Origin of the sequence: Kitasatospora sp. NPDC097643 (genome assembly GCF_040302625.1) — a bacterium.
Classification (GTDB): Bacteria; Actinomycetota; Actinomycetes; order Streptomycetales; family Streptomycetaceae; genus Kitasatospora.
Genome location: NZ_JBEOSA010000002.1, coordinates 75197 through 95957, shown reverse-complemented (window position 1 = coordinate 95957; position 20761 = coordinate 75197). Strand labels below are relative to the sequence as shown.

The following is a 20761-nucleotide window of genomic DNA, read 5'->3' as shown; positions in this document are numbered from 1 at the left end:
CATGCCGTACATCTCCGAAAAGCCCCGCGAGTACCGCGTCCAGCCTCGCTACTTCGCGGACACCAAGGTCGACGTCACGGAGGCCATCACCCCGCTGGTCAAGGCCGGGTGGGCCGCCACCAACGACGACCTGGGCAACACCTACGTCACCGCACCGGACCTGACCGCCCGCCTGGCGTTCCTACCCGAGGGCCCGGACTCGACGCTCTGGAAGATCAGCGCCGGTCCGGAGCCGACCGTCCCCCAGTGGCTGGTCACCTTCGACGACCGGGTGCCCACCGAGATCGTCCAGGACTTCACCACCGCCCTCGCCGACGCCTACACACGCGGCCCCGACGCCTACCTCGGCGCCGGCCGTCCCGCACCGCACCGGGCGGCCGGACAGTGGGTGGACCCGGTCGTCCTCCAGAGCCCCGATCAGCTCGTCACTCGATCGACGCGCCCCGGCTTCCTGCGGCACGTCGAGGAGATGGACGAGACCACCGAACGCTGGCTCTTCGAGGCCGGCCCGCCCGAGCGCCGCTGGTACGCCAGCGCCTCCTCGCACCTGCCCGCGCCTCTTCTGGACACGCTCACCACTGCCGCCTTCGACCCGTCCCCGGTGCACCGGTACCTGCGGCGCGATCAGCTTGCGCGCCTGCCCGAGGGCACCGTCGCCGCGCCCACCGCGCCCAGCCCGCTGGAGGTCGCACGCGTCAGGGCGGCCACATCCCGCTCGCTCTCCGTCCCCCAGGCCGCCACGTCCGTGCTCGCCCACACCACCTCAACCCGTCCTCCGGCGCTCCCAAAGCCCGTGCTCGCCGGCCGCGCCCGCTGACCCGCACGGAGGAGCAAGCCATGTCCAAGTCCATTGAATGCCAGGCGAATTCCAGATCGCGCCGCCGCAACTCCCGGAAGGAGACCCCGTTGCGTATGCCCCTCCTCGGCCTGCCCCTCACCCCCGTCGAGACGAGCACTCTGCGCTACCTGACCGAGGGCTACACCGTCGCCGAGATCGCCCGCAGACAGGGCGCCCGCGCTGCAACCGTCCACTCCCGCGCCGCCCGAGTCCGCCGCAAGCTCGGCGCCGGCAGCAACGACCACGCCGTCCAGCTCTACGCCCAGCAGCAGGCCGCCGCTTCCCGCCCGGTCGCTGAGCAAGCTCCCTTGGAAGACACCGTGTCCGACCCGACTGCCCTCGACCACGCCGACTCGATGATCGAGAAAGCCTGGGGCCGGCCGATCGCCGAACTGGAGAAGGCGTCGGTCCGCACGCCGGTCGAGGACCCGCTGCTGCGAACGGCGATGCACACGCGCTCGCACCTCGTCGTCGTCTCCAACGCCGCTGTCGTGCACCAGGAACGGCTGCACGCGCTCACCCGGCCCGGTCACGTCCCGGCCTTCTATGACCTCGACCGGATCACCCAGTCCGCGAGCGCACTGCGCACGGCGTACGCCGAGAGCAACACCGCCTTGCAGGCGATCAGCCACGTCATCGATGCCCGCGAACTCGCACTCAAGGCCGATGGCGGCCCGGACGCCGCGCGCGTGCGGGCCGCCACCGCCCGCACCTCGCAGGCACCCCAGCCTCTGGGGCTTCCCGCGGATCGGCCTGCCCCGCCGGCCGCCGCCGCTTCGGCCAGGCCCGTGCCGAACCGGCATTAGGCGCCGGTCAGTTCGCCTCGCGGTCGCGGTGGGCGCCCGGATCCATGGCGCCCACCGCGCGGGCCAGCTCCTCCACGGTCAGCTCGACCCGCTGCCCGTCCGCCAGCCGTGCCGCCACCGTGTCGTTCTGCTGGCGCTCGGTCGGGCTCACGGTGCGCACGGCCCACTGGCCCTCGCCGATCACCGTGACGTCGCCCATCGTCCAGGCTCGCCCCGCGCTGCGGATCTTGCGCTCCAGTGCCGCCATGTCCCGGCCTCTGCTCGCCACCAACGCCGTCGTCCCCCTTCGCCCCGTACGGCCTCGCGCCGTAACCCTGATTCAGCACCCGGGTGCCCCGATCCATTCCCTTCCAGTTCGCCCACGGCAGAGTCCGATCGCCGATAACGACTACGAACTTCGGGACGCTGCATGTCAAAGTACTCACGTCGCCGAAACCGCAGGTCAACGAAGGGACCGGCCCCCGTGAACACCCCCAGCAGCCTCCTGCCCGCCCCCGTCCGCCCCGCCACCGAGGGCCGCTCCTGGCTCTCCTCCGACCACTGCGCGGAGCCCGTGCTCGCCCTCCTCAGTGGCCTCGGCTGGCCGATGGTCGACACACCGGAGGCGAACGTCCACTGCACCAGCCCGGACGGCCGGGTGTACGTCGGCTGGCTGCCGGAAGACCCCGGCGCCTGGCAGCGCGGCATCGTCTGGCGCATCCAGGTCCAGCCCACCGGCGCCGACGCCACGTCGTGGACCCAGGAGTTCGGCATCCGCACGCCCTCCGAGGCCGTCGCCGGATTCCTCGCCGCGCTCATCGCCAACCCCACCCGCTGACCTCGGCCAGCCCCTGCCCCCGGAGGACGTGCCATCCCCCGGCGGGCACTGTCCAACCGACCAACCCACCACAGGAGAGCACGCGTTGGCCTTCGTCCGCACCATCGAGTCCGCCCTCACCGACGAACTGCCCCACGGTGAGAGCCCCGTCGCCGGACGTCCGGTCTACCAGTCCTTGCGGCAGCGCGGCCTCGCCGTCGAGCCCGTCCACACCGGCGGCGGCTACTTCGCCCTGTACCTGTCGCTACCCGACGGGCACATCCTGGTCACCGACGATGACGGCCAGATCGCGCGCCCCTCCGAGTTCCACTCCGCCTGGCTCGCCTGCTTCTACCCCGAGCCGACCTCGCCCTTCGATGCCGACGAGGAGGACGTGGTGGACGTCTACGTCGGCGACGGGAGCCTCTCCCTCGCGGACGACTGCGCCGCTTGCGCCGACTCGGTCGCCCTCTGGCTCGCCACCCGCCAGGCCAGCATCTCGACCGGCCCGCGCATCGTCAGTCTCGACGCCGGGGCTGCCACCCCCGTCAGCAGCTCCCTCACCCTGGCCAGCTGACCGCTCGCCTTCAGCACGGCACGGGCCCCGCCGCGCGCCCGCTTCCGGGCACCCACCGCAGCGGCGGGCCCTTTCCCGGCCCCTCCCGTAACTCCCGTTCCGACGAATGGAATCCGCACGTGAAGCTCACCATCGACCCAACTCGTATCCCCGGCCCGGCCATCGCCGCGCTTGGAGCGCTCAACGCCTTCGCCGTCGAACCGGGCTCCGCCGCCTTCTCCCTCAGCCTCTGCGTGACTGTCAGCGGCCTGCTGAGCGCCTTCGACGACATCCACGAGCTGGGCCTGCGCCGCGACCGGAAGGTCATCGCCCACCTCGCCAAAGTGCCGGACGGCGCCCGCGTGCGCCAGATCGGCAACGCGCTCGACCTGGCAGACCGCACGGTCGCCAGATCGCTCGACCGCCTGGCCGCTGACGGCCTCGTGGTCCGCGAAGCCGAGGGCGAATCCCTGCCGATGCGCTCCTACCGGCTTGCCGACTGAACCAACCGCGCTCCCGGGCCGCACCGCCCGGGATGAAACCGCCGACCAGCAGGGAGAGGCCCACGAGCACCCACCACGTCGACTTCCACCCGGTGGTCGTCTCCGCGACCACCGAGCACCAGGCCAGCCACGGCATCCTCGCCAGCGTTCACCTGCGGATCGTCCGCGCCGACCAAGTCCGCTCCGGCGACCTGATCGTCTCCGCCTTCGAAACCGCGCAACCCCGACGACTCCACCGGACCGCCTACTTCGCCGCCGGCCCCTACCAGGCCTGCCCGGAGCCCTACCACCCCACCTGCGGCTGCGGCGTCTGCGGCCTCCCCGAAGTCCATGGCCCTGACGGCACCGTCGTCCTCACCACCGGCCATCCCTGGGACACCTGCGACCCGTGGCCCGCCGACGACCTCGTCCTGATCCGCCCCCACCGCGACCTGCACGGCACGCCACTCTCCTCTCCCGAGCTGACCGCCCCACCGACCACGAGGACCTGATGCCCGCCCACCGCGCCCCGCTGACCAACCACCACGCCGACCGCAGCCTCTGCCCGCCCGAGCACAAGCACACCAGTTCCGGCAAGCCGCTCCACCCCGACTGCCCCGGGCGCTCCTACTCCCAGGCCGTCTGCACCTGCGGCGGCTGGGAGTTCAAGAACTCCGGCAAGGGCTACGTCAACGAGTCCCGCAGACAGCACCTCGCCACCCACCCCAAGCCCGCCCCGAACGGCCCCGCCGTCCTGCGCGAACTGCTCCACCTCGACCTCCCGTGACCGCCGCCCACACCCGCCACCCCCTCTCTACCCGGAGACCCGAATGCCCCAGCACTTCACCGTCGCCCACCTGATCGCCCAGCTCCAGAACCTCGACCCCACCCTGCAGGTCCGCCTCGCCGTCAACCCCGACTTCCCCTTCGCCCACTACGTCGGCACGGACGTCATCGTCCACAACGGCACCGCCTACCTCGGCGAGGACGGCCAGGAGGGCTACCTCCCGCCCGCCGTCCGCGACCACCTCGCCTGGTCCTGACCCCACCCGAAGGAGACCCACATCCCCACCACCCGTCACGTCGCCCGCCCGCAGCCGCTCGACCGCTTCGCACTGCACCCCATGCCCCCGTGGGCCAGCGGAGCACTCGTCCACCGCGTCCCCACCACCCCCGACCAGCCGGTCGAGGCCCTCTGGCTCCCGGCCACCTCGCCCCAGCTCCGCTTCGGCCGCATCCTGCTGCGCTGGGAGAAAGCGCCCGGGGCCGGCTGGGACGTCACCGCCCGCCTCGGCCTCGCCACCGGCGACGTCCACCTCGCTACTTGGCCCGCCGCCCCCGACGACTGGCCGCGCCTGGTGCGCCCCACGCTGTCCGAGGTCACCGGCTTGTGCTCCGCCCTCTCCGTCGCCACCGCCGCCCTCGAACTCGCCAACCGCCTCGCCGACTCCTGAGCACCACCGCACAAGGCCGCCCCGCGCCGACCAGACCGGGGCGGCCTCGCCGTACGCCCGGCCGACCGGCAGCGCGTACGCTCGTCACCGAACCACGGAGGAAGGACATACGCATGGCCGACGACCAGCAGCTCTGGGGCTACGCCGAGGTCGCCGCGCACCTGGGCATCAGCGTCGGCGCCGCCCGCAACCGCAAGAACAGAGGCACCCTTCCCGCCCCCGACGACACCAGCATCTCCGACCGGCCCCGCTGGAAGCCCTCCACCTTCGAGAGCTGGAAGCCGGTCGGCCAGGGTCACCGAAGCGACCTCCTCGACAACCCGGCCACCGACACCAGCAGCTGATGGAGTCCGCCGTGCCCGCCTCTCCGAGGCCCTCGCCCCCGTTCCCCGCGCCCGACTCCGCCGTGCTCGCCCTGATCGTCGCCAACGCCATCAACTCCGTGACCTCCGGCGAAGCCACTATCGAGCAGGCGATCCTGCACGCAGCCGTCCACGGCTGGTACGAGGGCCACATCGAGGGCGAAGACGCCCGCCCCGGCTGCGACTTCCGGGGCCCGATCCAAGCGCGCCCGTGACCGGACAAGCCACAGGAGGCCGCCACCCGGTGACCGATCACCCGATCCACCGCCCCGGCGCGCTCATCGTCTGCTGCACCCTCGCTGCCCTGGGCGCCGCCGTTGCTGTCCCGGCCGCCCTGGCCGACGCCTACGCGGTGTGCGCCGTGGGGCTTTTCGCCCTCGGTGGCGGCGCGCTGGCCGCCTACCGCACCGTCCGAGGCAGCGAGCACCGGACCGACCACGCCGTCCTCGAGCGGCTCCGGCAAGACCCCGCCCTCGGCCCCGAAGCCCTCGCCGACCAGCTCGGCCTGCGCCCGGCCGCCGTCCGGCTCAGTCTTCGCCGGTTGACCGTCTCCGACCAGCTCCCCCCGTCCGCAGCGCCTCCCGGCTAGGGGCGCTGGCCAGCAACGATGAGGACCGCCACCGATACCGGTGGCGGTTCCTCACTGTTGTCCGCTCTAAGCTACCGGCGGAGAGTGCTCATTCTGGCGTGTTGTATTCCGCGATCCCGCTGGCTGGTATCTCAGTCCTCGGTCTCTGAGCCTGCGTCGACGGTCCGTCTGTACTCCCAGTGGTCCTGGTCCATCTGGATGCCGAGGTGGATGGGTGCCGGGTAGCGAGTGCGGTAGTTCCAGTGAAGGGCGTGATCGCACAGGCGGGCGGCGGCCACGGCGTAGGCGACAGGGTCATGACCGTCGGGGAGGTGGAGGACGCTGATCTCCGTGGCGGTGTGGCTGTACCAGGCTTCTGCCTGTTCCTCTGCCGAGGTGCTGGCCCAGCGGGTGTACTTCTCGCCGGCGCGGGCGTGGCGCGAGCCTCCCTTGTACTGCTCAGGCAGGTTGCAGAGGATGAAGTTCCGAGTGGTGCCCTTCATGCGGAAGATTCCCGTGGAGAGCTTCCGTTCTTGGAATTCGGCTTCCCCTTCGTCCGTCTTCTCGAGTCGTTCGACGAGGGCGGGAGTCGCGACGTGCTCGGTGCCCGCGGTGACGCGGAGAACGGCTCGGGGGCGGTGGCCGGGAGGGAGACTGAAGCCTGGCAGGGCGGTGCGCTTGTCGAGGGTGCCGTCTGGTTCGGGTGTGCGGCCAAGGTGGCGGTTCGCCAGCAGCGGCCAGATGCTGCGGGCTTCGTCGCCGGAGACATAGAAGTTGTAGCCAGCAGCGGCGTTGGCGAACGAGCCGAGTTCCCACAGGGCCTTGTCGATGGAGCGGGGCAGCTGTGCGTCGCGGCGTCGGCCTTCGGGAAGGCTGCGGGCACGGTGAAGGGCGTTGGCAGTGGCGTAGTCGAGCCAGAGCCCTCCGGGAGAATCCGCGTCGGGCAGGTAGGCAAGGGACTGCCACAGTCCGTCAGGACCGGGCACGAGTGCGACCAGGGTCCAGATGAGGCGCGGCTCCTCGGTCGCAGGGCCGCGACGATCGCCGAGCTGTTGGCGCAGGTGCAGGCCGACGTGGACGAGCGGTTCCTTGATCCCGTTCGGACCGAAGGTCAGGGCGTCGGTCAGGCGGGGGTGGATCAGGCCGGCTGAGCGGTGGAGGTCGGCGATGGCCATGTGGCCGCGGTGGTCTCCTTCAAGTTCACGCCCGAGCAGGTCGAGATCGGTGATGACCTCGCGTTCCTTCTTCCGGGGGTTGCGCCGTCCGGGCTTGTGAGGGGTGAGGAACTGGGTGAGAACTCCGAGGCGGGCGAGTTCACGGACGGCATGCGGCTTGGCGTCGAGCTCGTAGGGGTCGATGACCGTGGAGTCGGTCTTGCGGGATTCGCGGCGCTGGCGGCCCCATGCCTTGGCGTCGTACTCGGTCTCGCACAGGGCGAGCAGTCGGGTCCCTTCGGGGGCATCGAGTCCAGCGAGTTGCCGGGCCAGGGTGGGGCGCTGCTTGTGGTGGTCACCGTGTCGGAGGAGGTCGTCTGCGGGTTGCAGGAACGCCTCGACGTGGTCGTTCAGCGGTACTGGCGTTCCCTCGGGCATGCCGGTGGCGGCGAGGTCGGGGCGGCTGTAGTGGTAGGCGAGCAGGCGCTGCATGCGGGTGCGCTCGTCCTGGTGGCGGTAGAGGACGAGGATCCGCAGGCGTTCGCGGCCGGCGATGATGAGGATCTCGCCCAGGCGGGGGTCGTCGAGCAGGACGCTGTCGCGGCCTTGGTCGGTGCTGCGGCGGCTGCCGAAGGCGCGTCCGGCGACCTGTTCGGCTTGCAGCAGCGGTTGGTCGAGGGCGGTGCTGGCGTAGCGGGCGAGTTCGCGTCTGGAGTGCATGCCGTCGCCCTTGCCGATGGAGTACGTGCCGGAGAAAGGGATGAGGGCGCGCAGGTCGCCGGGTGGTCCGGTGAGGTCGCAGGCGCTGGGGGCGAGGAAGTCGGTTTCGCCGACGGCGCGGGGGAAGACGTCTTCGCCGTGCAGGCGGGTCCAGGCGTCCAGGGCGAGGCGGGTGGTGTGGTCGACGTGGGTGTGGTCGCCGCGGCCTCCGAAGGTGAGATTGAGGAGAGGGCCGTCCGCGGCGCGGGGGGCGAACCAGCCGGTGCGGGCGCTGCGGAGGGTGTTGCTCAGACGGGAGACGACCGGCTGGATGGCGGCGACCGGAATGTTCAGCCCGGGGTAGGACTTTACGGCCACCTTCAGGCGTAGGGCTGCGCAGTGGGTGCGGGTCTTCCACTCCGGGGTTTCCTCGCCGGGGCTGTTGGTGTCCTTGTCGCCGTACGCGGCGCCCCAGGTGTTCGTCCACAACAGGTCGGTGTCCCAGACCAGGAGGTTGCCGTCCAGGTCGGGGCGGAAGCGGACGGTCTTGCCGTCGATCTGCCAGGGCTCGGCGGCGAGCTTGCTGGCGACGGCCCAGCTGGCTGCCCTCCACGCCCAGCCGGGGGCGTCGATGCAGCCGCCGGTGGGGGTGAAGTGCCCCCACAGTGGGGTCTCTTCGGGGGCGGTGCCGGCGATCAGGTCAGCGATCTCGCTCTGGTAGGCAAAGGAGAAGCGGTCGCGTTCGGTCTGCAGGAGCGCCTGTTCCCACAGGACGATCGCGTCGTGGAGGTCGTCACGGTCGATGGGGCGGCTGGTAGCCAGGTACTTCGGCGGGTGTTCCTTGCTCTGGGGGTAAAGGGCCGCGCAGGTGTAGCCGGTGGCACGAAGGACGGTGAGCAGGCCCGCGTACGGCAGGTTTCCCTTGGACCCGGTGATTCCGCGGTACATCTGCCGCAGGGCTGGCCATGCTTTGTCGATCTTGTCGGGCAGCGGGTAGAGGTAGGTAGTGCCGAGGAGGTTCTCGTCGGTGTGGGGGGCAAGCAGGGACAGCCGGGTCTGGGTACTCATCAGGGTCTTTCGTACTCGGCCGCGCTGGCGCGAGGCAGGGGGACGTGGACCAGGTGGGGCTGGTCGGTGGAATGGGCGAGGTCGAGCCAGGCGGTGAGGGTGGATCCGTAGGTGCGGCGCAGTTGGTACTGCTGGTGCTCGGTGAGTTGGTCGTAGTAGGCGCGCAGCAAGGAGGGGTAGTCGGTGCCGAAGTGGGTGGCGAAGAAGGCGTTGTCGACGAGGTAGAGCTGTACGGGGGTGCCGCCGCGGCGGGCGCGTCCGGCGAGTTGGATCATGTCGACGAGAATCCCGGCGAGGACTTCGATCTTCAGGAACTTGGGGAGGCGGGAGAGCATCGGGCTGGCGCTAAGGAGCTGGTACAGGCGTTTGTGGGCGGCGCGGCTCTGGTCCGCGAGCATGCGGGCAGGGTCGGGTCCCGCGCGGCCGGCGGCGATTCCGGCGGCGCCGATGCTGGCGTACATCGATGTCGGGGAGTGAAGGTCGGCGGGGGGCCGGGTGGCGACCCAGACCGAGGCGAGGGCGGAGCGGTCGGTGCCAGGGACGAGGATGTTCAGGGCGCGGGCGACCAGGCGCATCGGTGCGCAGATCACCTTGACGTTGGGGTGGGTGAAGGGGAGGTCTTCGAGCTGGTCGACGGTGATCATGACCACTCCCTGGGGCGGGGCGACCCCGCCTGGCGGCGTGTTCTTCTTTTTGACCACCACGGCGATCCAGGAGGGATCGGGGATCACGGAGGCGATGCCGGCAGCGAGGACCATGGCCTGGCTGTAGGCGTTGGAGACGACCATCGCACGGGCCCGGTCGCGTTCGTGGTTCTCCAGGTATCTCAGGTGTTCGGAGAGGCGGTCCGTCCACAGGCGGGCGCCGAGGTCGAGGAGCCGGGCGGGCTTGCTGGCCTGGTCCTGGCCGCCGATGGCGATGGGGTTCCAGCCGTTGGGGGTGTCGGAGACGTTGCCGGGCCGGGCGGTGACCGACCCAGGTGTCGCGTCGGTCATCACGTAGGCGGGCAGCGTGTGCAGGTGCTCCTTGGCTGCGCCGGGGAAGTACGCGGTCGCGGACAGGGCCAGGATGCTGCGCTCCACCCCGGCGGTGGCCAGGGCGATGGTTCCGCCGAGTTGGACGGTACTCGTGTGGGGGTCGCCGCTGAGGGCCTGCACGGACAGGCGGCCTCCGCCGTGCTGGTCTTTCTCAACCTTGAAGCCGATCAGCTGGTAGCCCAGCGGGCCGAAAGGCAGTGCAGGATTGCGATTGAAGGTCCCCAGGGCCTTGGCAAGGTCCCGGCCGGCTGTCATCTGCTCTCGGCGTCCCATGCCGGCCAGGACGGCCTTGAGGTGGCGCAGGGACTGGCGAAGGCTGCCAAGCCAGGCACGCACCAGCAGGGCGTTGGTGATCTCGCGGCGTTCGTGCTTGGGGACGCCCAGTTTGGCCAGCGCCCTGTCAATTTGAGTCTTCACCGGGGGCAGGGCGTCGTGGCTTTCGTCGCGGCTGACGGCCTTCTCCAGCAGCGCGGCAAGTTCGGCGTAGCGGGGCGGAGGGGGGTTCCTCTTCTTTTTCTTCCGGTCGGGGAAGATCTTGCGGAAGTCGCGGTAGACATCGGGGTCGATCGGTTGGGTGATGTCCACGTGCAGCAGCTTGTCGAGCAGCCACCGGTCCCACGCTCCGGGCACGTGCCAGCCGGAGTTCAGCCGGTCGTCGTCATCGTGCTCGGCGGGGTCCAGCCACAGGTCGCCTTCCAGGACGTAGTTGAGGAACTGCTCGCCCAGGCTGCGGGCCTTGAACAGGACGGGGACCAGGCGCCGGTCGCTGGCCGCGTCCAGGACCTCGCGTTGCCGGTCGACCTCCACCAGCAGCGATGATCTGTGGGTTCCCCGGCTGGCCAGGGTGAACTCGTCCGTGCCCATCTCGCACCAGCTCTGTTGCATCCGGTCGACTTCGTCGACCAGAAGCACCGGGTACCGGCGCATCACGAACTCCAGGAGGCTGATGCGGTCCAGCACGCCCTTGTCCGTCTCCACAGGTACTGGCACCGACCCGCCCAGCAGGTTGTGGTGGTTGGTGACGATCACGTCCGCGTCCACAGCCTCGCGGATCAACGCGTACTTACCGCACACGCCCAATCGCGGGCAGGCATGCGCAGGGCTCGGTCCCTCGCGGTCGTCCGCGGCATCGGCGGCCCTCAGCGACAGGCACGGCTCAGCGCCGCGCCGCACCGGCTCCCCGTCCGTGAGCCACGTCGACAGGTCGCAGCCGTAGGCCAGTTCCTCGAACCGCTGCTCGCGGCCCTGGACCAGGGCCCGCCCGGCCTGCTCGGCCAGCCGGTAGCCGGAAACCAGCGGCACGACCTTCAGCGTGGGGTGAGCGAGAGCGAACTCGGCTGCGGTCTTCCGAACGAGGTCGTCATCTTGCCGGATCTGTTCGTCGAGAGCATGCCGAGTGAGTTCGCCCTCAGCCTCACGCATGTGCTCGGTGTTGCTCAGGCTCTCGTGGATCTGGCCGACGACGACCGCGACCGGCCCGGTCCGGTTCTGGGCCAGCAGGGGCGCCGCAGCCCTGAGCAGGACGGTCTTCCCGACTCCGGTCGGCGCGTTGACGACCGTGACGTTGCCTGCGGGCATCCGCAGCCGGGTGACCTTGCGGTCATCCAGGTCCAGCAACCGTCCGAAGAACCGGCCCATCAATCCGGGCTTCCAGCTGTTGCGCGCGTCCGCGGCCACCTGCCGGCCGACCGCCCGGAGCATCCGGCGGCGCGACAGGACTACCTCGGCTCGGTACGGGGCGGTGCGTACCCGCAGGGGGGTGACTCCGTCCTCGCCTTCCCCATCCGGGATCGTGACGACGGAGTCCTTGCCGAAGGCCCACATTCCGGCCGTGGCCACGGGCTGCGGACCGCGGCTGCGGTAATAGATCTCCTCTGCCTCACGCACCAGGCCCCTCGCGAGCTCCAGCGGTTGCTGCGCGTGGGCGACGAGCAGGTACTGTGCCTTGCTCCGCTCAGTGCCCTCCGGCATCCGGTACAGGCTGTCCGGCTGGCAAGCCCACCAGCACGCGAGCTGATGGAATTCCTTCCGGTCGGCCAGCTCTGGAGGCCGCACGTGCCAGTAGTTGCCAGCGATCTCCCGTACCCAGCGAGGAAGTTGAGGCCAGCGATCCCACAGATCGGTGCGCGCGGCGGCGAAAACGTGTGCTTGGTCCAGCGGGACAATCCGCAGCCCCTGGGGGTCGACGAACCCGAAGTATTCGTCCGCCAGCGCCAGCGGAATGGCCAGCCCGAGCTTCCGCAGTGCCCACTCGTCCTCGGCCTGGTCCCTCACCGCACACCCCTGGCAGCGCGCTTGACCTGCTCGACGAGGCGGGTGAGCGTGAGCACCTTCGTCCTCCGCCCGGTCAGCCGAGCCTTGAGATACGCCACCTCGTGGCCCTGGTGGTCCGGAACGACGATGCAGAGCGCATACGGCTTCGGCTCGCGTTCCAGCAGCGCCTTGGCGAGAGCGGCGGCCGACGCCCAGTCCTTGGCATCCACTCGCCATGTCCGCACCCGCCGTCCCGGCACGGCGACCGTGATCCTCAAGTCGTACTCGTCGGGGCGCAGCTCGCCCGGCCACATCTCCACCCGCACGTGGGCCTGGGCTTTCAACCGGTCACGCAGTTCGATCTCCAGCAGGGTGGGCAGCACTCCGTACCGCCATACGGGACGGCTGAGCGCCAGGTGATCCACGCTGGCGGGAAGACCGACTACCGGCTCCGACGCCCTGCCCGTACCCACCAGGGTCGGCGCCACGCCACGCCCGCCCCGCTCCAGGGACAGGCGGTAGTGCACCCCCCGAGCCCGGTGCGCCTCACAGCGCACCTCGACCTCCTGGCCGGTCTCCACCACCCGCATCGGCCAACGGCACTTCGGGCACGGATACCACCAGCCCTCCAGCTGACACCACGGCCAGTCGCTGACCGCCTCGAAGAAGTCGAAGCGCATCCACAACCGATCCCACCGCTTGCGCAACACCCGCAGCGGCCCGGCCGGACACTCCGCCAAAAGGGCCCGCGCCTCCCGGTACTCCTCCGGCTCCAGCCGACGCATCACCTCGAACAGACGCCGCTCCTCCTGCTCCGCCCTCACCCGTGCCCAGGGCCAGTGACGGTCCAGCGCCGCCTGCGGAACAAGATGTTCCCGACACAGGTCCTCCAGCGCGTCACGGACCAACCCGGCACCGTCCATCAGCCGCAACTCACCGAACTGGTCATCGACATCACCCGGCGGAGGCAGGAGCGGGGCGAGCGGGGCGCGTAGGCCCTGGCGGAACTCGCCCATGCCCAACTGCAATGCCCGACCGGGCGCGTGGGCTGCGCGCAGCGCGCCGAGACAGTCCATCAGCATTGCTGCCCGCCGTGCGGTCTCCAGCCCGGTGTCAGTCTCAGCTGCTACTGCCAGGCAGCAGGCGGTCAATGCCTGCTCCCGGCGAATCCGCACGTCATCGCATTCCTTCAGCGCCACACGCACAAGATGGCGCATGAACAAGGAACTCTGCAGCATAGGCTGCATTCGTGCACGCACACACCACTCGCACAGCCCATCAGCGCCACCAAGCCCGCCCTTCGGCCGTCACCAGTGACCCGTGGCTCTGGGCCACCGTTGGCGGTGAAGCCTTTCCGAGCGGCATGCCGCCCGCGACACCGCGCGGAAAATGGCAATGGTTCCTGCCCGTTCGCACGCTCGATGCGGGCTGGCGACTGATCGAAAAGGCTGTACATGAAGGCAAGCTGGGGCCAAGCGCCAAGGTCGCCACGCTCGGAAACCCCTTCGACGGAGATCCCACCCGCCGACCGGTGATCATCTTCACCGAAGACTGCAACGACGAAGAGGACATCCATCGAGTGCTGATCGCACTGCGAGACCTCGGCGTCAACGACGCGCTCGCCTACAAGACGGATGAAGCGACCAGGCTGGGCGAGTACGGCGGCAGGGTCAGCACCTACACCAGCCCCACAGGCACCACCAAGCTCGTGCGCCGCACCCCGCGCTACGCCACACCTGCCTGATCCATCATGAACCAACCCAGCACCGGACTTCAGGGCCCCGGGGCACCCAGGACTGGTCCGGTCCGGCATTGCCGTTCTGTGTTGTCTCCAATGCAACATCGTTGCCTCGGTTACGCGCCTCGTCCTGGTGCCGGACGAGGGGGCCGACTCGGAGTCGACCCCCTCGGAAATCCGCTGACCAGTGGCCTGTACCGGTCGCACCGAACGTTGCATTGAATGCAACACCGCTCATTAGTCCAGGTAGACGCCGGCAAAGGTGCCATCGAAACCCAGAGCCACCCGCCCGGCACCGGTCGACGGGTGGCGGGTCCAGGTCGGGTCGGCGATCAGGGCGTCGAAGTCCTTGCGCGTGATCTCCGGCTCTAGCCAGTCGTTGCCGCAGCGGCAGCACACCCACACGTCGCGGCCCTGGTTGAGCAGCAACCAGTCCCGGCGGGCCCGGCAAGCGGAGCACGTCACCGGCATGCCGCGCAGGGCCAGTTCGGCCGGGTGGAGGATGCCCCGGACAGCTTCCGGGCCGCTGGGGGTCTGGGTCTCGTACTCCAGCTGCCGGAGCGGGTCGGAGCCGACCGGGACCGGGGTGGCGATCGGGGTCGGAGCGGTGGTGGTGTGCTCGGTTCTGGTCACGTGCTCTCCGTTCGCGGTGCTCGGGTACTTGCGTAACACCTGGTGGAACCGGGTGTCGAGGGGTTTCGGGACAGCCGCCCGCAGCGTTGCCGGGTCAGCGGCGTGGTGCCGGGCGGCGCGGGTCGGTCACAGGCTGGGTCGGTGCTGGCTGGCTGGTGCGCGCCTGGGCCGGAGTGGTCCGGGCCCGGGTGCCGGCGGTCGTGCGGGTTCGGGGGCGTTCGGGGTTGGCGGGCAGGTCGGCGAGGCGGCGGATGCGCCAGACGAGGACGTCGTTGGTGTTGCGGGCGGTTTCCAGCTCCCGGCGATCGACGGCCTTCTCCAGGAGGGCCTTGGGGTCGTGGCCGGCCTTCTCCGCTTCTGCGAGGACGGCGGCCAGGGCGTCGTGCTCGCGGGCCGGGCCCTGCTGGGTGCCGGCACCGCCGAGGACGGTGCGGATGGTGGTGTCGTGGCGGCGGCGCTCGCCTTCCGGGAGGGCACGGCCGATCTCGCGCATGGTGCGCATGGGGGTGGCTGCGGCCTGCTGGTAGGCGGTGCGCAGGTGTTCGGCGGCCTGGCGGGAGGCTGCGGCCTGCTGGGCGTGGCCCCTCGCGGAGTGCCATCGGGCTGCGGCCAGAGCGACCAGGACGAGCGTGGACAAGACCATAGCGGTGGTGCCGCCGTCCTCTCCACGTCCGAGCGCACTGCCGGCGTGGACTATTCCGCGGGCGGCCGAGCGCAGGGCGCGGATGTCGGCGTTCTCGGCGCGGACGTGGCTGCGGGTGGCGCGTTCGAAGGCGCGGGCGGCGTCTCGCAGTTCGGTGCGGGTGGCGGCCGGGGAGGTCTGGGCGAGGGCGTCGAGGAGTTCACCGGCGCCGACGAGGTGGGCGGCGGCTTCGTCGTCGTCCTGGTCGAGGACCGCGGCGGCGCGCTCGGCGGTGCCGGCAGCTTCTCGGCGGCGGCGCGCGGGCGCGGAGCGGCCGGAACGGGTCGGGCGGTTGTCCGTCTCCGGGTCGGCGGTGGCGGGCGCGGTGTCCAGGCGGCGGCGGATGCGCGGGAGGGAGAGGTCGGGGGCCAGGGTGCTGCCGGGGAACCAGATCGGCTCGCCGTCGCGGTTGCGGTCGCCGGGCAGGGCGACGCTGTAGCCGAGAACGTCGCCGGAGGGGGCGTTGCGCAGCTTCACGCGAAGGCCGGCCTCGCGCAGCCGGGTGAAGAACTCCTCTTCTCCGGCGGCTCCGGCGACGGCCTGGCGGACGGCTTCACGCAGGCTTTCGCGCGGGGTCTCGGTGCGGCCGGTGCGCTCGGCCTTCCACTGTTCCTGGCTGGTCGGGTTCTTCGCGGCGGTACCGTCGCCCGGGTTGAGTTGTCGCAGGCCGTACTCCTTCTCTATGAGGCGGGCTTCGGCCTGGGCCTTGCGCTTGTCGAAGCTCAGGGCAGCCAGGCGCCCGTCCTGGCGGACCAGCGTGGCGGCGATGTGGATGTGGTCCTCAGCGTGGCGCACGGCGACCCAGCGGCAGGCGGCGGCGTCGCCCTCGGGAGCGATGCCGGTGGCGTGGACGATGCGGCGGGCGATGGCGGCCCACTCGGCGTCGTCGAGGTGGCGGTCACCGGGTGCGGTGCGCAGTGAGCAGTGCCAGACCTTGTTGGCCGGGGCCTGCTTGCCGAGGGCCTTGACCGGCTGGTCGAGCTGGTTGGCGAGCTTGGCGACCTGGTGCCGCTCCGGGTTGGGGCCCGGGTCGGGCGCGAAGTTGTTCCAGGAGGCGACGAGGTGCTGGTTGGTGTGCTCCTCGTGCTTGCCGGGTCCGAAGAGGTAGTCGATGAGGGGGAAGGAGCGGTCGGTGCCGGTGCGGATCTTGGGGATCACCGGCGGACCAGCCAGTCGACGGCGTCGTCGACCGCGTCGATGGAGGCTTCGACGCGGGCCAGGAGCTGGCGCAGCTCGGCGCCTGGCTGGCCGCCGGCGTTCACGTAGTGGGCGAGTTGGTTGAGGTTGTTGCCTACGGCGCCGAGCTGGCGGTTGGACTCCATGAGTTCCTGGATGCCGCGCCGGTAGTCGGCGACCGCCGCGCTGGGGTCGGTGCTGGCGGCTGCGGCCACGGCAGCGGCAGCGGTGTAGCCGCCGGGGGCGAGTTCGGCTCGGGCGGCGGCGCGCTGGAGGAGAGACCACTCGGGGTCGCTGAAGCGCGGGCAGATGCGGTTGGTGCGCGGCACGCTCTGGCGCAGGCGGCGACGCGGCGCGGCGCGGACGGCTTCAGCGATCGGTTGGGTCTGCTGCTCCTCCCTCGTCGTCGGCACCCCTGGGCCGACTCCCCGATCGTCGGCAGGCCCCCCTGGGTCTGCCGCCGACCGGGGAGCCTCCGCCCCCTCCGGGGCGGAGGCGGGGTAAGGACTCCTTACCCCACAACTTGCTCCGCCAGGAGCCTGGTCACGGTCACTCTCCGGTGCCTGCGTGGTGACGTCCTGGTCGGAGGCGGTCACCGGCTGGCCTCGCTGTCGCGCTGGCGGATTTCGAGGAGGAGGTCCTCGACGAAATCGAGGGCGAGGACGGGGTGGTGGAGGGTCCAGGGGCGCGAGTGTCGGCCGCGCTGGACGCTGCGGACACCGTCCGGACCGGTTTCGACGCGGTGGACGTGGCCGCGCTGGGTCAGGACTGCGAGCCAGGAGTCCGCCTCGGCCCAGGTGGCGGGGGTGGTGCGCATGGTGGGGTGCTCCCGTTCGGCGGTGGTGCGGGTAGGTGACCGCCGGGGTGGCCTGGTCGGTCACCCCGGCGGTCAGTGGTAGGTCAGTTCCGGTCAGCGGTGACCGGCTGACCGTGCTGTTCGCGGAGCTGGGCCATCAGCTGGGTCAGGGTGTCGGAGGACAGGGGGATCTGCTGACCGCGGATCGCCTGCGCGACGACCTTGCGGGTCAGCTTGTCCTGCTGGCTGACCGCCTGCCGTGCGATCTTCAGCAGGTCCTCGGTGTCCAGGTCAGGGCGGCGGTCAGCGTCCCGGTCAGTGACCGGCGGGGCGGTGACCGGCGGCTTGACCGGCTGTCCGGTGGCCTCGGTGGGGCTGACCGGCGGTGCGGTGACCGGCGGCTTGACCGGCTGTCCGGTGGCCTCGGTGGGGCTGACCGGCGGTGCGGTGACCGGCGGCTCGACTGGCGGTCGGTCAGTGACCGGCTGGCCGCTGTCCGGGTGACCGCCCAGGTCAGAGGGCTTGGTCAGGCTGACCGCGCTGACCGGGGTCAGCTGTGGCTGGGGGGTCGGGTCGGTGACCGGGCGGCTGACCGTGGCGGTGACCGGGCCGCTGTCCGGCTGACCGGGGGCGGGGTGACCGGCGCTGTCCTGAGCGGCGGTCAGTGCCACCGGCCGCTCGGTCAGTCCGGTCTCCTGGGCGGTGACCTGACCTCGGTTCGGGGTGGCCTGACCCCGGTCAGTCTCGGCCGGTCGGTCAGCGTGACCGTTCCGGTCGGTGGGGCTCACCGGTCCTCGGGCGATGAGGATGTAGAGGTGGACGGCCCCGGCCAGGGCGAGGGGAGCGATGGTGGACAGCACCGCGACCACCGTGTCGCCGAGCCGGAGGCCGGCGGTTATGTCTTGCTCGTTCAGCCGGACGGCGTGCAGGGCATTGGCCCACAGGCTCGTCCCAGTGGCCGCGCCGAAGAGCGTCCACACGTAGATCCGGGCCCTCAGCGGTGCGGTACGCAGGACCAGCAGGGCTCGCACCCCGTAGGCGATAAAACCATCGACGATGATCGGGAAGAGGTAGGTGAGGAAGCCCCGGACATGGATGGCGACGGCCATCTGCTGGAGAGCGGAGAAGCTCAGCGCGCAGCCGGAGGCGCCGAGGGCGATGACGACGGCCCTGTCCCAGGCGGTGACGTGGGCGGCGGACGGGGCGGTGGCGGTGGCGGTGCTCATGCGGCCGTCCCGAAGTCGGCGCAGGTCAGCTGGGCGGTGCTGGTAGTGCCGTGGCCGGCCGAAGCGGCGCGGGTGGCTTCCTCGGCGATCTGGCGGTGGCGGATCGCGCGGCGGGTTTCGCGGTAGAGCTTGAGGGCGTGCTCCGGGCTGATCTTGAGGAGCCGGGCGAGGCGGTCGACGGGGACGCCCTGGCGGTACCCGGCGAGGACGACCGCGCGGCGCTCGGCCTTCGTGAGGGCGATGTCGCGCCCGGCGAGGGTGGCGTTGACTCGGCTGTAGTCGAGGCGGTCGTTGATCCTGGCGTGCAGGGGTTCGCGCTCCTCCTCGGTGTAGCCGCCCCGGATGCCGTGGGTGTCGCCCGTCTCCAGGGCGGCGTCCAGGCAGATGCGGGCGACCGGGCACTGGGCGCACAGCGCCTTGGCGGTGGCGATCTTGTCGGCTTCCTCCGGCCCGGGGAAGAAGGTCTCCGGGTCGACGGGGTTGTACTCGGTCGGGGTGCAGACGGCCTGGTCCTGCCAGGTGTGGTCGCCGAGCGAGCGGTGGCGGGCAGGGCTGGTCGTGGTGGTCATGCGGGGTTGCTCCGATCGCTCTCCGCGCGCGAGGTCGGGCGTCGGCGGAGAGGGCGCTGGGTCGGTGAAGGGTGATCGGCTCGCCGTGGGGCGGCCGGGCGCGGCGGGCCGTCAGGCGGCGCGCTGGAGGCGTCTGCGGTCGACCAGTTCGAACTCGACCCGGGTGGTCATCTGGGCGAGCCGGGAGGTGACGCGGTCACCGAGGTGGGCCTTGAGGTCCCTGATCTGCAGGTTCGTGGTGATCAGGGTGGGGAGCATGTGGTTGTACCGGCGGTTGATCAGCCGGTAGGTCTGCTCTTCGACGAACTCCGAGCTCTTGGCGGCGCCGAGGTCGTCGAGGATCAGCAGCGGCACCCGGCTGTAGGCGGCGAGGGCCCGCTCCGAGTCGGTGTCCGAGCTGGGCCGAAGCTCGGCGTAGAGGTCGGCGGCGGTGGTGGCGCGCCAGCGCACGCCGATGCCGGCCTGCACGAGGGCGCGGACGGCGCCGTACGCCTCGTGGGTCTTCCCCGCGCCGACGACTCCGGCCATCAGCAGGCTGGGGCCTGTGGTGACCTGGCTGCGGGCGCCGGTGCTGGGAGCGGTGGCCAGGGCGGCGACCTGCCGCACCCAGGCCAGGACCTGCGGGTGCGTGGCGAGCGCGTCGCGGTAGCGCGGCGGCAGCCCGGCCGACAGCGCCGCCTCCGCCGAGCAGGGCTCCGGCTCGTCCGGCAGGGCGTCGACCGCGTGCTGGTCGATGCCCCGGGCGGCGAGGATGCGGGCCATCCGGTCGAGCGCCGAGGGGGCGTCGGCGAGGGTCTGCGGGTAGCGGCGAGTGCGCATCACAGCTCCTCGGCGTAGGCGGTGGCAGCGTCGACCGGGTTGGTCCACGCCTGGTGAGCGGGCACGTTAGGCCGGAATCCCGGCCGCGCCAAACCGGCCCCTCGTGCGTTCATGGCGTCGTTGACCAGGCTCGGCAGCCGGGAGGGGTGGCCCTGGATGTCGGCGAAGCGCCGCAGCCCGGTGCGGACGTGGTCGGCGGCGATGCCCTCGTCCAGCAGGGTCTTGACGACCTTGCCGAGGTGGCCGATCACGCTGCCCGGCGGGCGCTCGGCGCAGGAGGCGACGTACTCGCCGACCAGCTGGCCTGCCGAGACGGCCTCCGCGTCGGGCGCCTGGCGCCCCGTAGGGAAAGAAGATCCAGGATCCAAGATCCTAGATCCAGGCGCCGAGGGCTCCGGGAGGCTTCGGCGAGCCTTCGGGGAGGCTTCGACGAATGCCATCTGACCTGCGGTTTTCTGGGCGGTCGGGACGGGCTGCGGCTCGGCGTCGATCGCCGGAGCGGCTGCTCTGGTGGCGGCGGTAGCCGTCTGGGCGGTGGCAGCCGGGAGGGGCTCGTTCGGCTGCTGGAGGGCTGCGGGAGTGTTCGCCGAAACCTCGGCGAACACTCGGGGAGCGCTTGCGGCGGCCTCGGCCACCGTGCCCGGGGTGTCGGCGAGGGCGGCCCGCTGGATGCAGGAGCCCTTGCAGACGCCGCACCGTTCCGGCTCGCAGTGCGGGCAGGCCGGCAGACGGCTGAGCGACGGCTTGTCGATCTTCTGGTGGTTGCGCCAGGTCGGGTAGTGGAAGTACCGCCGTCCGTCGCAGCCGGTGTACCGGCAGACCGCTCCAGCGGTGGCGAGTTGCTGCAGGTGGTCCTCGACGTCTGCGCGGCTGATTTCCTCGCGCATCGGCCAGACGAGGCCGTAGACGATCGCTGCGTTGTCGCGGTGGCGGCCGTGGTCGTCGGCGTGGTTGGTCATCCCGAGGAAGGTGACCATGGCCGGGATCGACACCTCGGCCAGCGTCTCGGAGACCCAGGTCTCCGGCTTGACCGATCGAATGCGGGCCAT

The 20761-nt window shown here is 71.1% G+C and carries 25 protein-coding genes; 13 read left to right on the top strand and 12 right to left on the bottom strand.

The window, feature by feature from the left end; all coding sequences use genetic code 11:
- The first annotated feature begins 1 nt into the window (after nucleotide 1).
- Both ABTY15_RS02545 and ABTY15_RS02540 read left to right on the top strand, forming a co-directional pair.
- Nucleotides 2-817 carry an SPDY domain-containing protein gene (locus ABTY15_RS02545; RefSeq protein ID WP_350574784.1) on the top strand — a complete coding sequence of 272 codons (816 nt, stop codon included), beginning with the start codon at nucleotides 2-4 and terminating at the stop codon, nucleotides 815-817.
- A gap of 20 nt (nucleotides 818-837) precedes the next feature.
- On the top strand, nucleotides 838-1644 hold the full coding sequence (locus ABTY15_RS02540) for a LuxR C-terminal-related transcriptional regulator (RefSeq protein WP_350574782.1): 807 nt from the start codon (nucleotides 838-840) through the stop codon (nucleotides 1642-1644).
- Between the two features lie 7 nt (nucleotides 1645-1651).
- Here ABTY15_RS02540 and ABTY15_RS02535 read toward each other — a convergent pair whose 3' ends face one another.
- Nucleotides 1652-1891, bottom strand: a complete 240-nt coding sequence (locus ABTY15_RS02535; RefSeq protein ID WP_350574780.1) for a hypothetical protein — start codon at nucleotides 1889-1891, stop codon at nucleotides 1652-1654.
- Between the two features lie 216 nt (nucleotides 1892-2107).
- On the opposite strand from ABTY15_RS02535, the gene ABTY15_RS02530 reads away from it, so the two are divergent.
- From ABTY15_RS02530 to ABTY15_RS02485, 10 genes are all read left to right on the top strand, one after another.
- Nucleotides 2108-2461 carry an SPDY domain-containing protein gene (locus tag ABTY15_RS02530; protein WP_350574778.1) on the top strand — a complete coding sequence of 118 codons (354 nt, stop codon included), beginning with the start codon at nucleotides 2108-2110 and terminating at the stop codon, nucleotides 2459-2461.
- 85 nt (nucleotides 2462-2546) lie between these two features.
- The gene (locus tag ABTY15_RS02525) at nucleotides 2547-3017 is read left to right on the top strand and encodes a hypothetical protein (protein WP_350574776.1); all 471 of its coding nucleotides are present in this window, start codon (nucleotides 2547-2549) and stop codon (nucleotides 3015-3017) included.
- Nucleotides 3018-3136: 119 nt separating this feature from the next.
- Nucleotides 3137-3499: a helix-turn-helix transcriptional regulator gene (locus tag ABTY15_RS02520; protein WP_350574774.1), complete on the top strand. Its 363-nt coding sequence runs from the start codon at nucleotides 3137-3139 to the stop codon at nucleotides 3497-3499.
- A 32-nt stretch (nucleotides 3500-3531) separates the two neighbouring features.
- A complete protein-coding gene (locus ABTY15_RS02515) occupies nucleotides 3532-3990 on the top strand; it encodes a hypothetical protein (RefSeq protein WP_350574772.1) in 459 nt (152 codons plus the stop codon).
- Nucleotides 3990-4265: a hypothetical protein gene (locus ABTY15_RS02510; protein WP_350574771.1), complete on the top strand. Its 276-nt coding sequence runs from the start codon at nucleotides 3990-3992 to the stop codon at nucleotides 4263-4265. The genes ABTY15_RS02515 and ABTY15_RS02510 overlap by 1 nt, the downstream gene beginning before the upstream one ends.
- Before the next feature lie 43 nt (nucleotides 4266-4308).
- Nucleotides 4309-4521, top strand: coding sequence for a hypothetical protein (locus ABTY15_RS02505; RefSeq protein ID WP_350574770.1), 213 nt, complete (start codon nucleotides 4309-4311; stop codon nucleotides 4519-4521).
- A gap of 81 nt (nucleotides 4522-4602) precedes the next feature.
- Nucleotides 4603-4932 (top strand): esterase, encoded by a 330-nt coding sequence (locus tag ABTY15_RS02500; RefSeq protein WP_350574768.1) that lies wholly within the window; start codon nucleotides 4603-4605, stop codon nucleotides 4930-4932.
- A 113-nt stretch (nucleotides 4933-5045) separates the two neighbouring features.
- Complete coding sequence (locus ABTY15_RS02495) at nucleotides 5046-5276, top strand: MarR family transcriptional regulator (RefSeq protein WP_350574766.1); 231 nt, start codon at nucleotides 5046-5048, stop codon at nucleotides 5274-5276.
- Nucleotides 5277-5287: 11 nt separating this feature from the next.
- Nucleotides 5288-5509 carry a hypothetical protein gene (locus ABTY15_RS02490; protein ID WP_350574764.1) on the top strand — a complete coding sequence of 74 codons (222 nt, stop codon included), beginning with the start codon at nucleotides 5288-5290 and terminating at the stop codon, nucleotides 5507-5509.
- Between the two features lie 29 nt (nucleotides 5510-5538).
- Complete coding sequence (locus ABTY15_RS02485; RefSeq protein WP_350574762.1) at nucleotides 5539-5883, top strand: Lrp/AsnC family transcriptional regulator; 345 nt, start codon at nucleotides 5539-5541, stop codon at nucleotides 5881-5883.
- Between the two features lie 131 nt (nucleotides 5884-6014).
- On the opposite strand, the gene ABTY15_RS02480 is transcribed toward ABTY15_RS02485, so the two are convergent.
- From ABTY15_RS02480 to ABTY15_RS02470, 3 genes are read right to left on the bottom strand one after another with little or no spacing between them, the layout of a single operon-like run.
- Nucleotides 6015-8783 carry an RNaseH domain-containing protein gene (locus ABTY15_RS02480; RefSeq protein WP_350574760.1) on the bottom strand — a complete coding sequence of 923 codons (2769 nt, stop codon included), beginning with the start codon at nucleotides 8781-8783 and terminating at the stop codon, nucleotides 6015-6017.
- Complete coding sequence (locus ABTY15_RS02475) at nucleotides 8783-12094, bottom strand: ATP-dependent DNA helicase (RefSeq protein WP_350574759.1); 3312 nt, start codon at nucleotides 12092-12094, stop codon at nucleotides 8783-8785. The genes ABTY15_RS02480 and ABTY15_RS02475 overlap by 1 nt, the downstream gene beginning before the upstream one ends.
- Complete coding sequence (locus tag ABTY15_RS02470; RefSeq protein ID WP_350574757.1) at nucleotides 12091-13311, bottom strand: restriction endonuclease-related protein; 1221 nt, start codon at nucleotides 13309-13311, stop codon at nucleotides 12091-12093. Before ABTY15_RS02470 ends, ABTY15_RS02475 begins: the two co-directional genes overlap by 4 nt.
- A gap of 11 nt (nucleotides 13312-13322) precedes the next feature.
- Between ABTY15_RS02470 and ABTY15_RS02465 the strand changes: the two genes are divergently transcribed.
- Complete coding sequence (locus ABTY15_RS02465) at nucleotides 13323-13817, top strand: putative phosphothreonine lyase domain-containing protein (RefSeq protein ID WP_350574755.1); 495 nt, start codon at nucleotides 13323-13325, stop codon at nucleotides 13815-13817.
- A gap of 231 nt (nucleotides 13818-14048) precedes the next feature.
- On the opposite strand, the gene ABTY15_RS02460 is transcribed toward ABTY15_RS02465, so the two are convergent.
- The 8 genes from ABTY15_RS02460 to ABTY15_RS02425 form a co-directional block, all read right to left on the bottom strand.
- Nucleotides 14049-14444 carry a hypothetical protein gene (locus ABTY15_RS02460; RefSeq protein WP_350574753.1) on the bottom strand — a complete coding sequence of 132 codons (396 nt, stop codon included), beginning with the start codon at nucleotides 14442-14444 and terminating at the stop codon, nucleotides 14049-14051.
- Nucleotides 14445-14538: 94 nt separating this feature from the next.
- Nucleotides 14539-16284 (bottom strand): relaxase/mobilization nuclease domain-containing protein, encoded by a 1746-nt coding sequence (locus ABTY15_RS02455; RefSeq protein ID WP_350574751.1) that lies wholly within the window; start codon nucleotides 16282-16284, stop codon nucleotides 14539-14541.
- Nucleotides 16281-16715 carry a MobC family plasmid mobilization relaxosome protein gene (locus tag ABTY15_RS02450; protein ID WP_350574749.1) on the bottom strand — a complete coding sequence of 145 codons (435 nt, stop codon included), beginning with the start codon at nucleotides 16713-16715 and terminating at the stop codon, nucleotides 16281-16283. The genes ABTY15_RS02455 and ABTY15_RS02450 overlap by 4 nt, the downstream gene beginning before the upstream one ends.
- Nucleotides 16716-16894: 179 nt before the next feature.
- Nucleotides 16895-17119 carry a hypothetical protein gene (locus tag ABTY15_RS02445; RefSeq protein WP_350574747.1) on the bottom strand — a complete coding sequence of 75 codons (225 nt, stop codon included), beginning with the start codon at nucleotides 17117-17119 and terminating at the stop codon, nucleotides 16895-16897.
- Between the two features lie 83 nt (nucleotides 17120-17202).
- Nucleotides 17203-18324: a DUF2637 domain-containing protein gene (locus tag ABTY15_RS02440; protein WP_350574745.1), complete on the bottom strand. Its 1122-nt coding sequence runs from the start codon at nucleotides 18322-18324 to the stop codon at nucleotides 17203-17205.
- Nucleotides 18321-18893 carry a WhiB family transcriptional regulator gene (locus tag ABTY15_RS02435; RefSeq protein WP_350574743.1) on the bottom strand — a complete coding sequence of 191 codons (573 nt, stop codon included), beginning with the start codon at nucleotides 18891-18893 and terminating at the stop codon, nucleotides 18321-18323. Before ABTY15_RS02435 ends, ABTY15_RS02440 begins: the two co-directional genes overlap by 4 nt.
- 111 nt (nucleotides 18894-19004) lie before the next feature.
- Nucleotides 19005-19712: an ATP-binding protein gene (locus ABTY15_RS02430; RefSeq protein ID WP_350574741.1), complete on the bottom strand. Its 708-nt coding sequence runs from the start codon at nucleotides 19710-19712 to the stop codon at nucleotides 19005-19007.
- Nucleotides 19712-20761: a hypothetical protein gene (locus ABTY15_RS02425; RefSeq protein WP_350574739.1), complete on the bottom strand. Its 1050-nt coding sequence runs from the start codon at nucleotides 20759-20761 to the stop codon at nucleotides 19712-19714. The genes ABTY15_RS02430 and ABTY15_RS02425 overlap by 1 nt, the downstream gene beginning before the upstream one ends.

What these genes read in the sequence shown, in the direction of transcription:
- ABTY15_RS02540 (WP_350574782.1), top strand. Translation starts at nt 838, where the DNA reads ATGTCCAAGTCCATTGAATGCCAGGCGAATTCCAGATCGCGCCGCCGC.
- ABTY15_RS02515 (WP_350574772.1), top strand. Translation starts at nt 3,532, where the DNA reads ATGAAACCGCCGACCAGCAGGGAGAGGCCCACGAGCACCCACCACGTC.
- ABTY15_RS02425 (WP_350574739.1), bottom strand. Translation starts at nt 20,761, where the DNA reads ATGGCCCGCATTCGATCGGTCAAGCCGGAGACCTGGGTCTCCGAGACG.
- ABTY15_RS02435 (WP_350574743.1), bottom strand. Translation starts at nt 18,893, where the DNA reads ATGACCACCACGACCAGCCCTGCCCGCCACCGCTCGCTCGGCGACCAC.
- ABTY15_RS02440 (WP_350574745.1), bottom strand. Translation starts at nt 18,324, where the DNA reads ATGAGCACCGCCACCGCCACCGCCCCGTCCGCCGCCCACGTCACCGCC.
- ABTY15_RS02500 (WP_350574768.1), top strand. Translation starts at nt 4,603, where the DNA reads ATGCCCCCGTGGGCCAGCGGAGCACTCGTCCACCGCGTCCCCACCACC.
- ABTY15_RS02480 (WP_350574760.1), bottom strand. Translation starts at nt 8,783, where the DNA reads ATGAGTACCCAGACCCGGCTGTCCCTGCTTGCCCCCCACACCGACGAG.
- ABTY15_RS02510 (WP_350574771.1), top strand. Translation starts at nt 3,990, where the DNA reads ATGCCCGCCCACCGCGCCCCGCTGACCAACCACCACGCCGACCGCAGC.
- ABTY15_RS02470 (WP_350574757.1), bottom strand. Translation starts at nt 13,311, where the DNA reads ATGCTGCAGAGTTCCTTGTTCATGCGCCATCTTGTGCGTGTGGCGCTG.
- ABTY15_RS02505 (WP_350574770.1), top strand. Translation starts at nt 4,309, where the DNA reads ATGCCCCAGCACTTCACCGTCGCCCACCTGATCGCCCAGCTCCAGAAC.
- ABTY15_RS02495 (WP_350574766.1), top strand. Translation starts at nt 5,046, where the DNA reads ATGGCCGACGACCAGCAGCTCTGGGGCTACGCCGAGGTCGCCGCGCAC.
- ABTY15_RS02535 (WP_350574780.1), bottom strand. Translation starts at nt 1,891, where the DNA reads ATGGCGGCACTGGAGCGCAAGATCCGCAGCGCGGGGCGAGCCTGGACG.
- ABTY15_RS02545 (WP_350574784.1), top strand. Translation starts at nt 2, where the DNA reads ATGCCGTACATCTCCGAAAAGCCCCGCGAGTACCGCGTCCAGCCTCGC.
- ABTY15_RS02430 (WP_350574741.1), bottom strand. Translation starts at nt 19,712, where the DNA reads ATGCGCACTCGCCGCTACCCGCAGACCCTCGCCGACGCCCCCTCGGCG.
- ABTY15_RS02445 (WP_350574747.1), bottom strand. Translation starts at nt 17,119, where the DNA reads ATGCGCACCACCCCCGCCACCTGGGCCGAGGCGGACTCCTGGCTCGCA.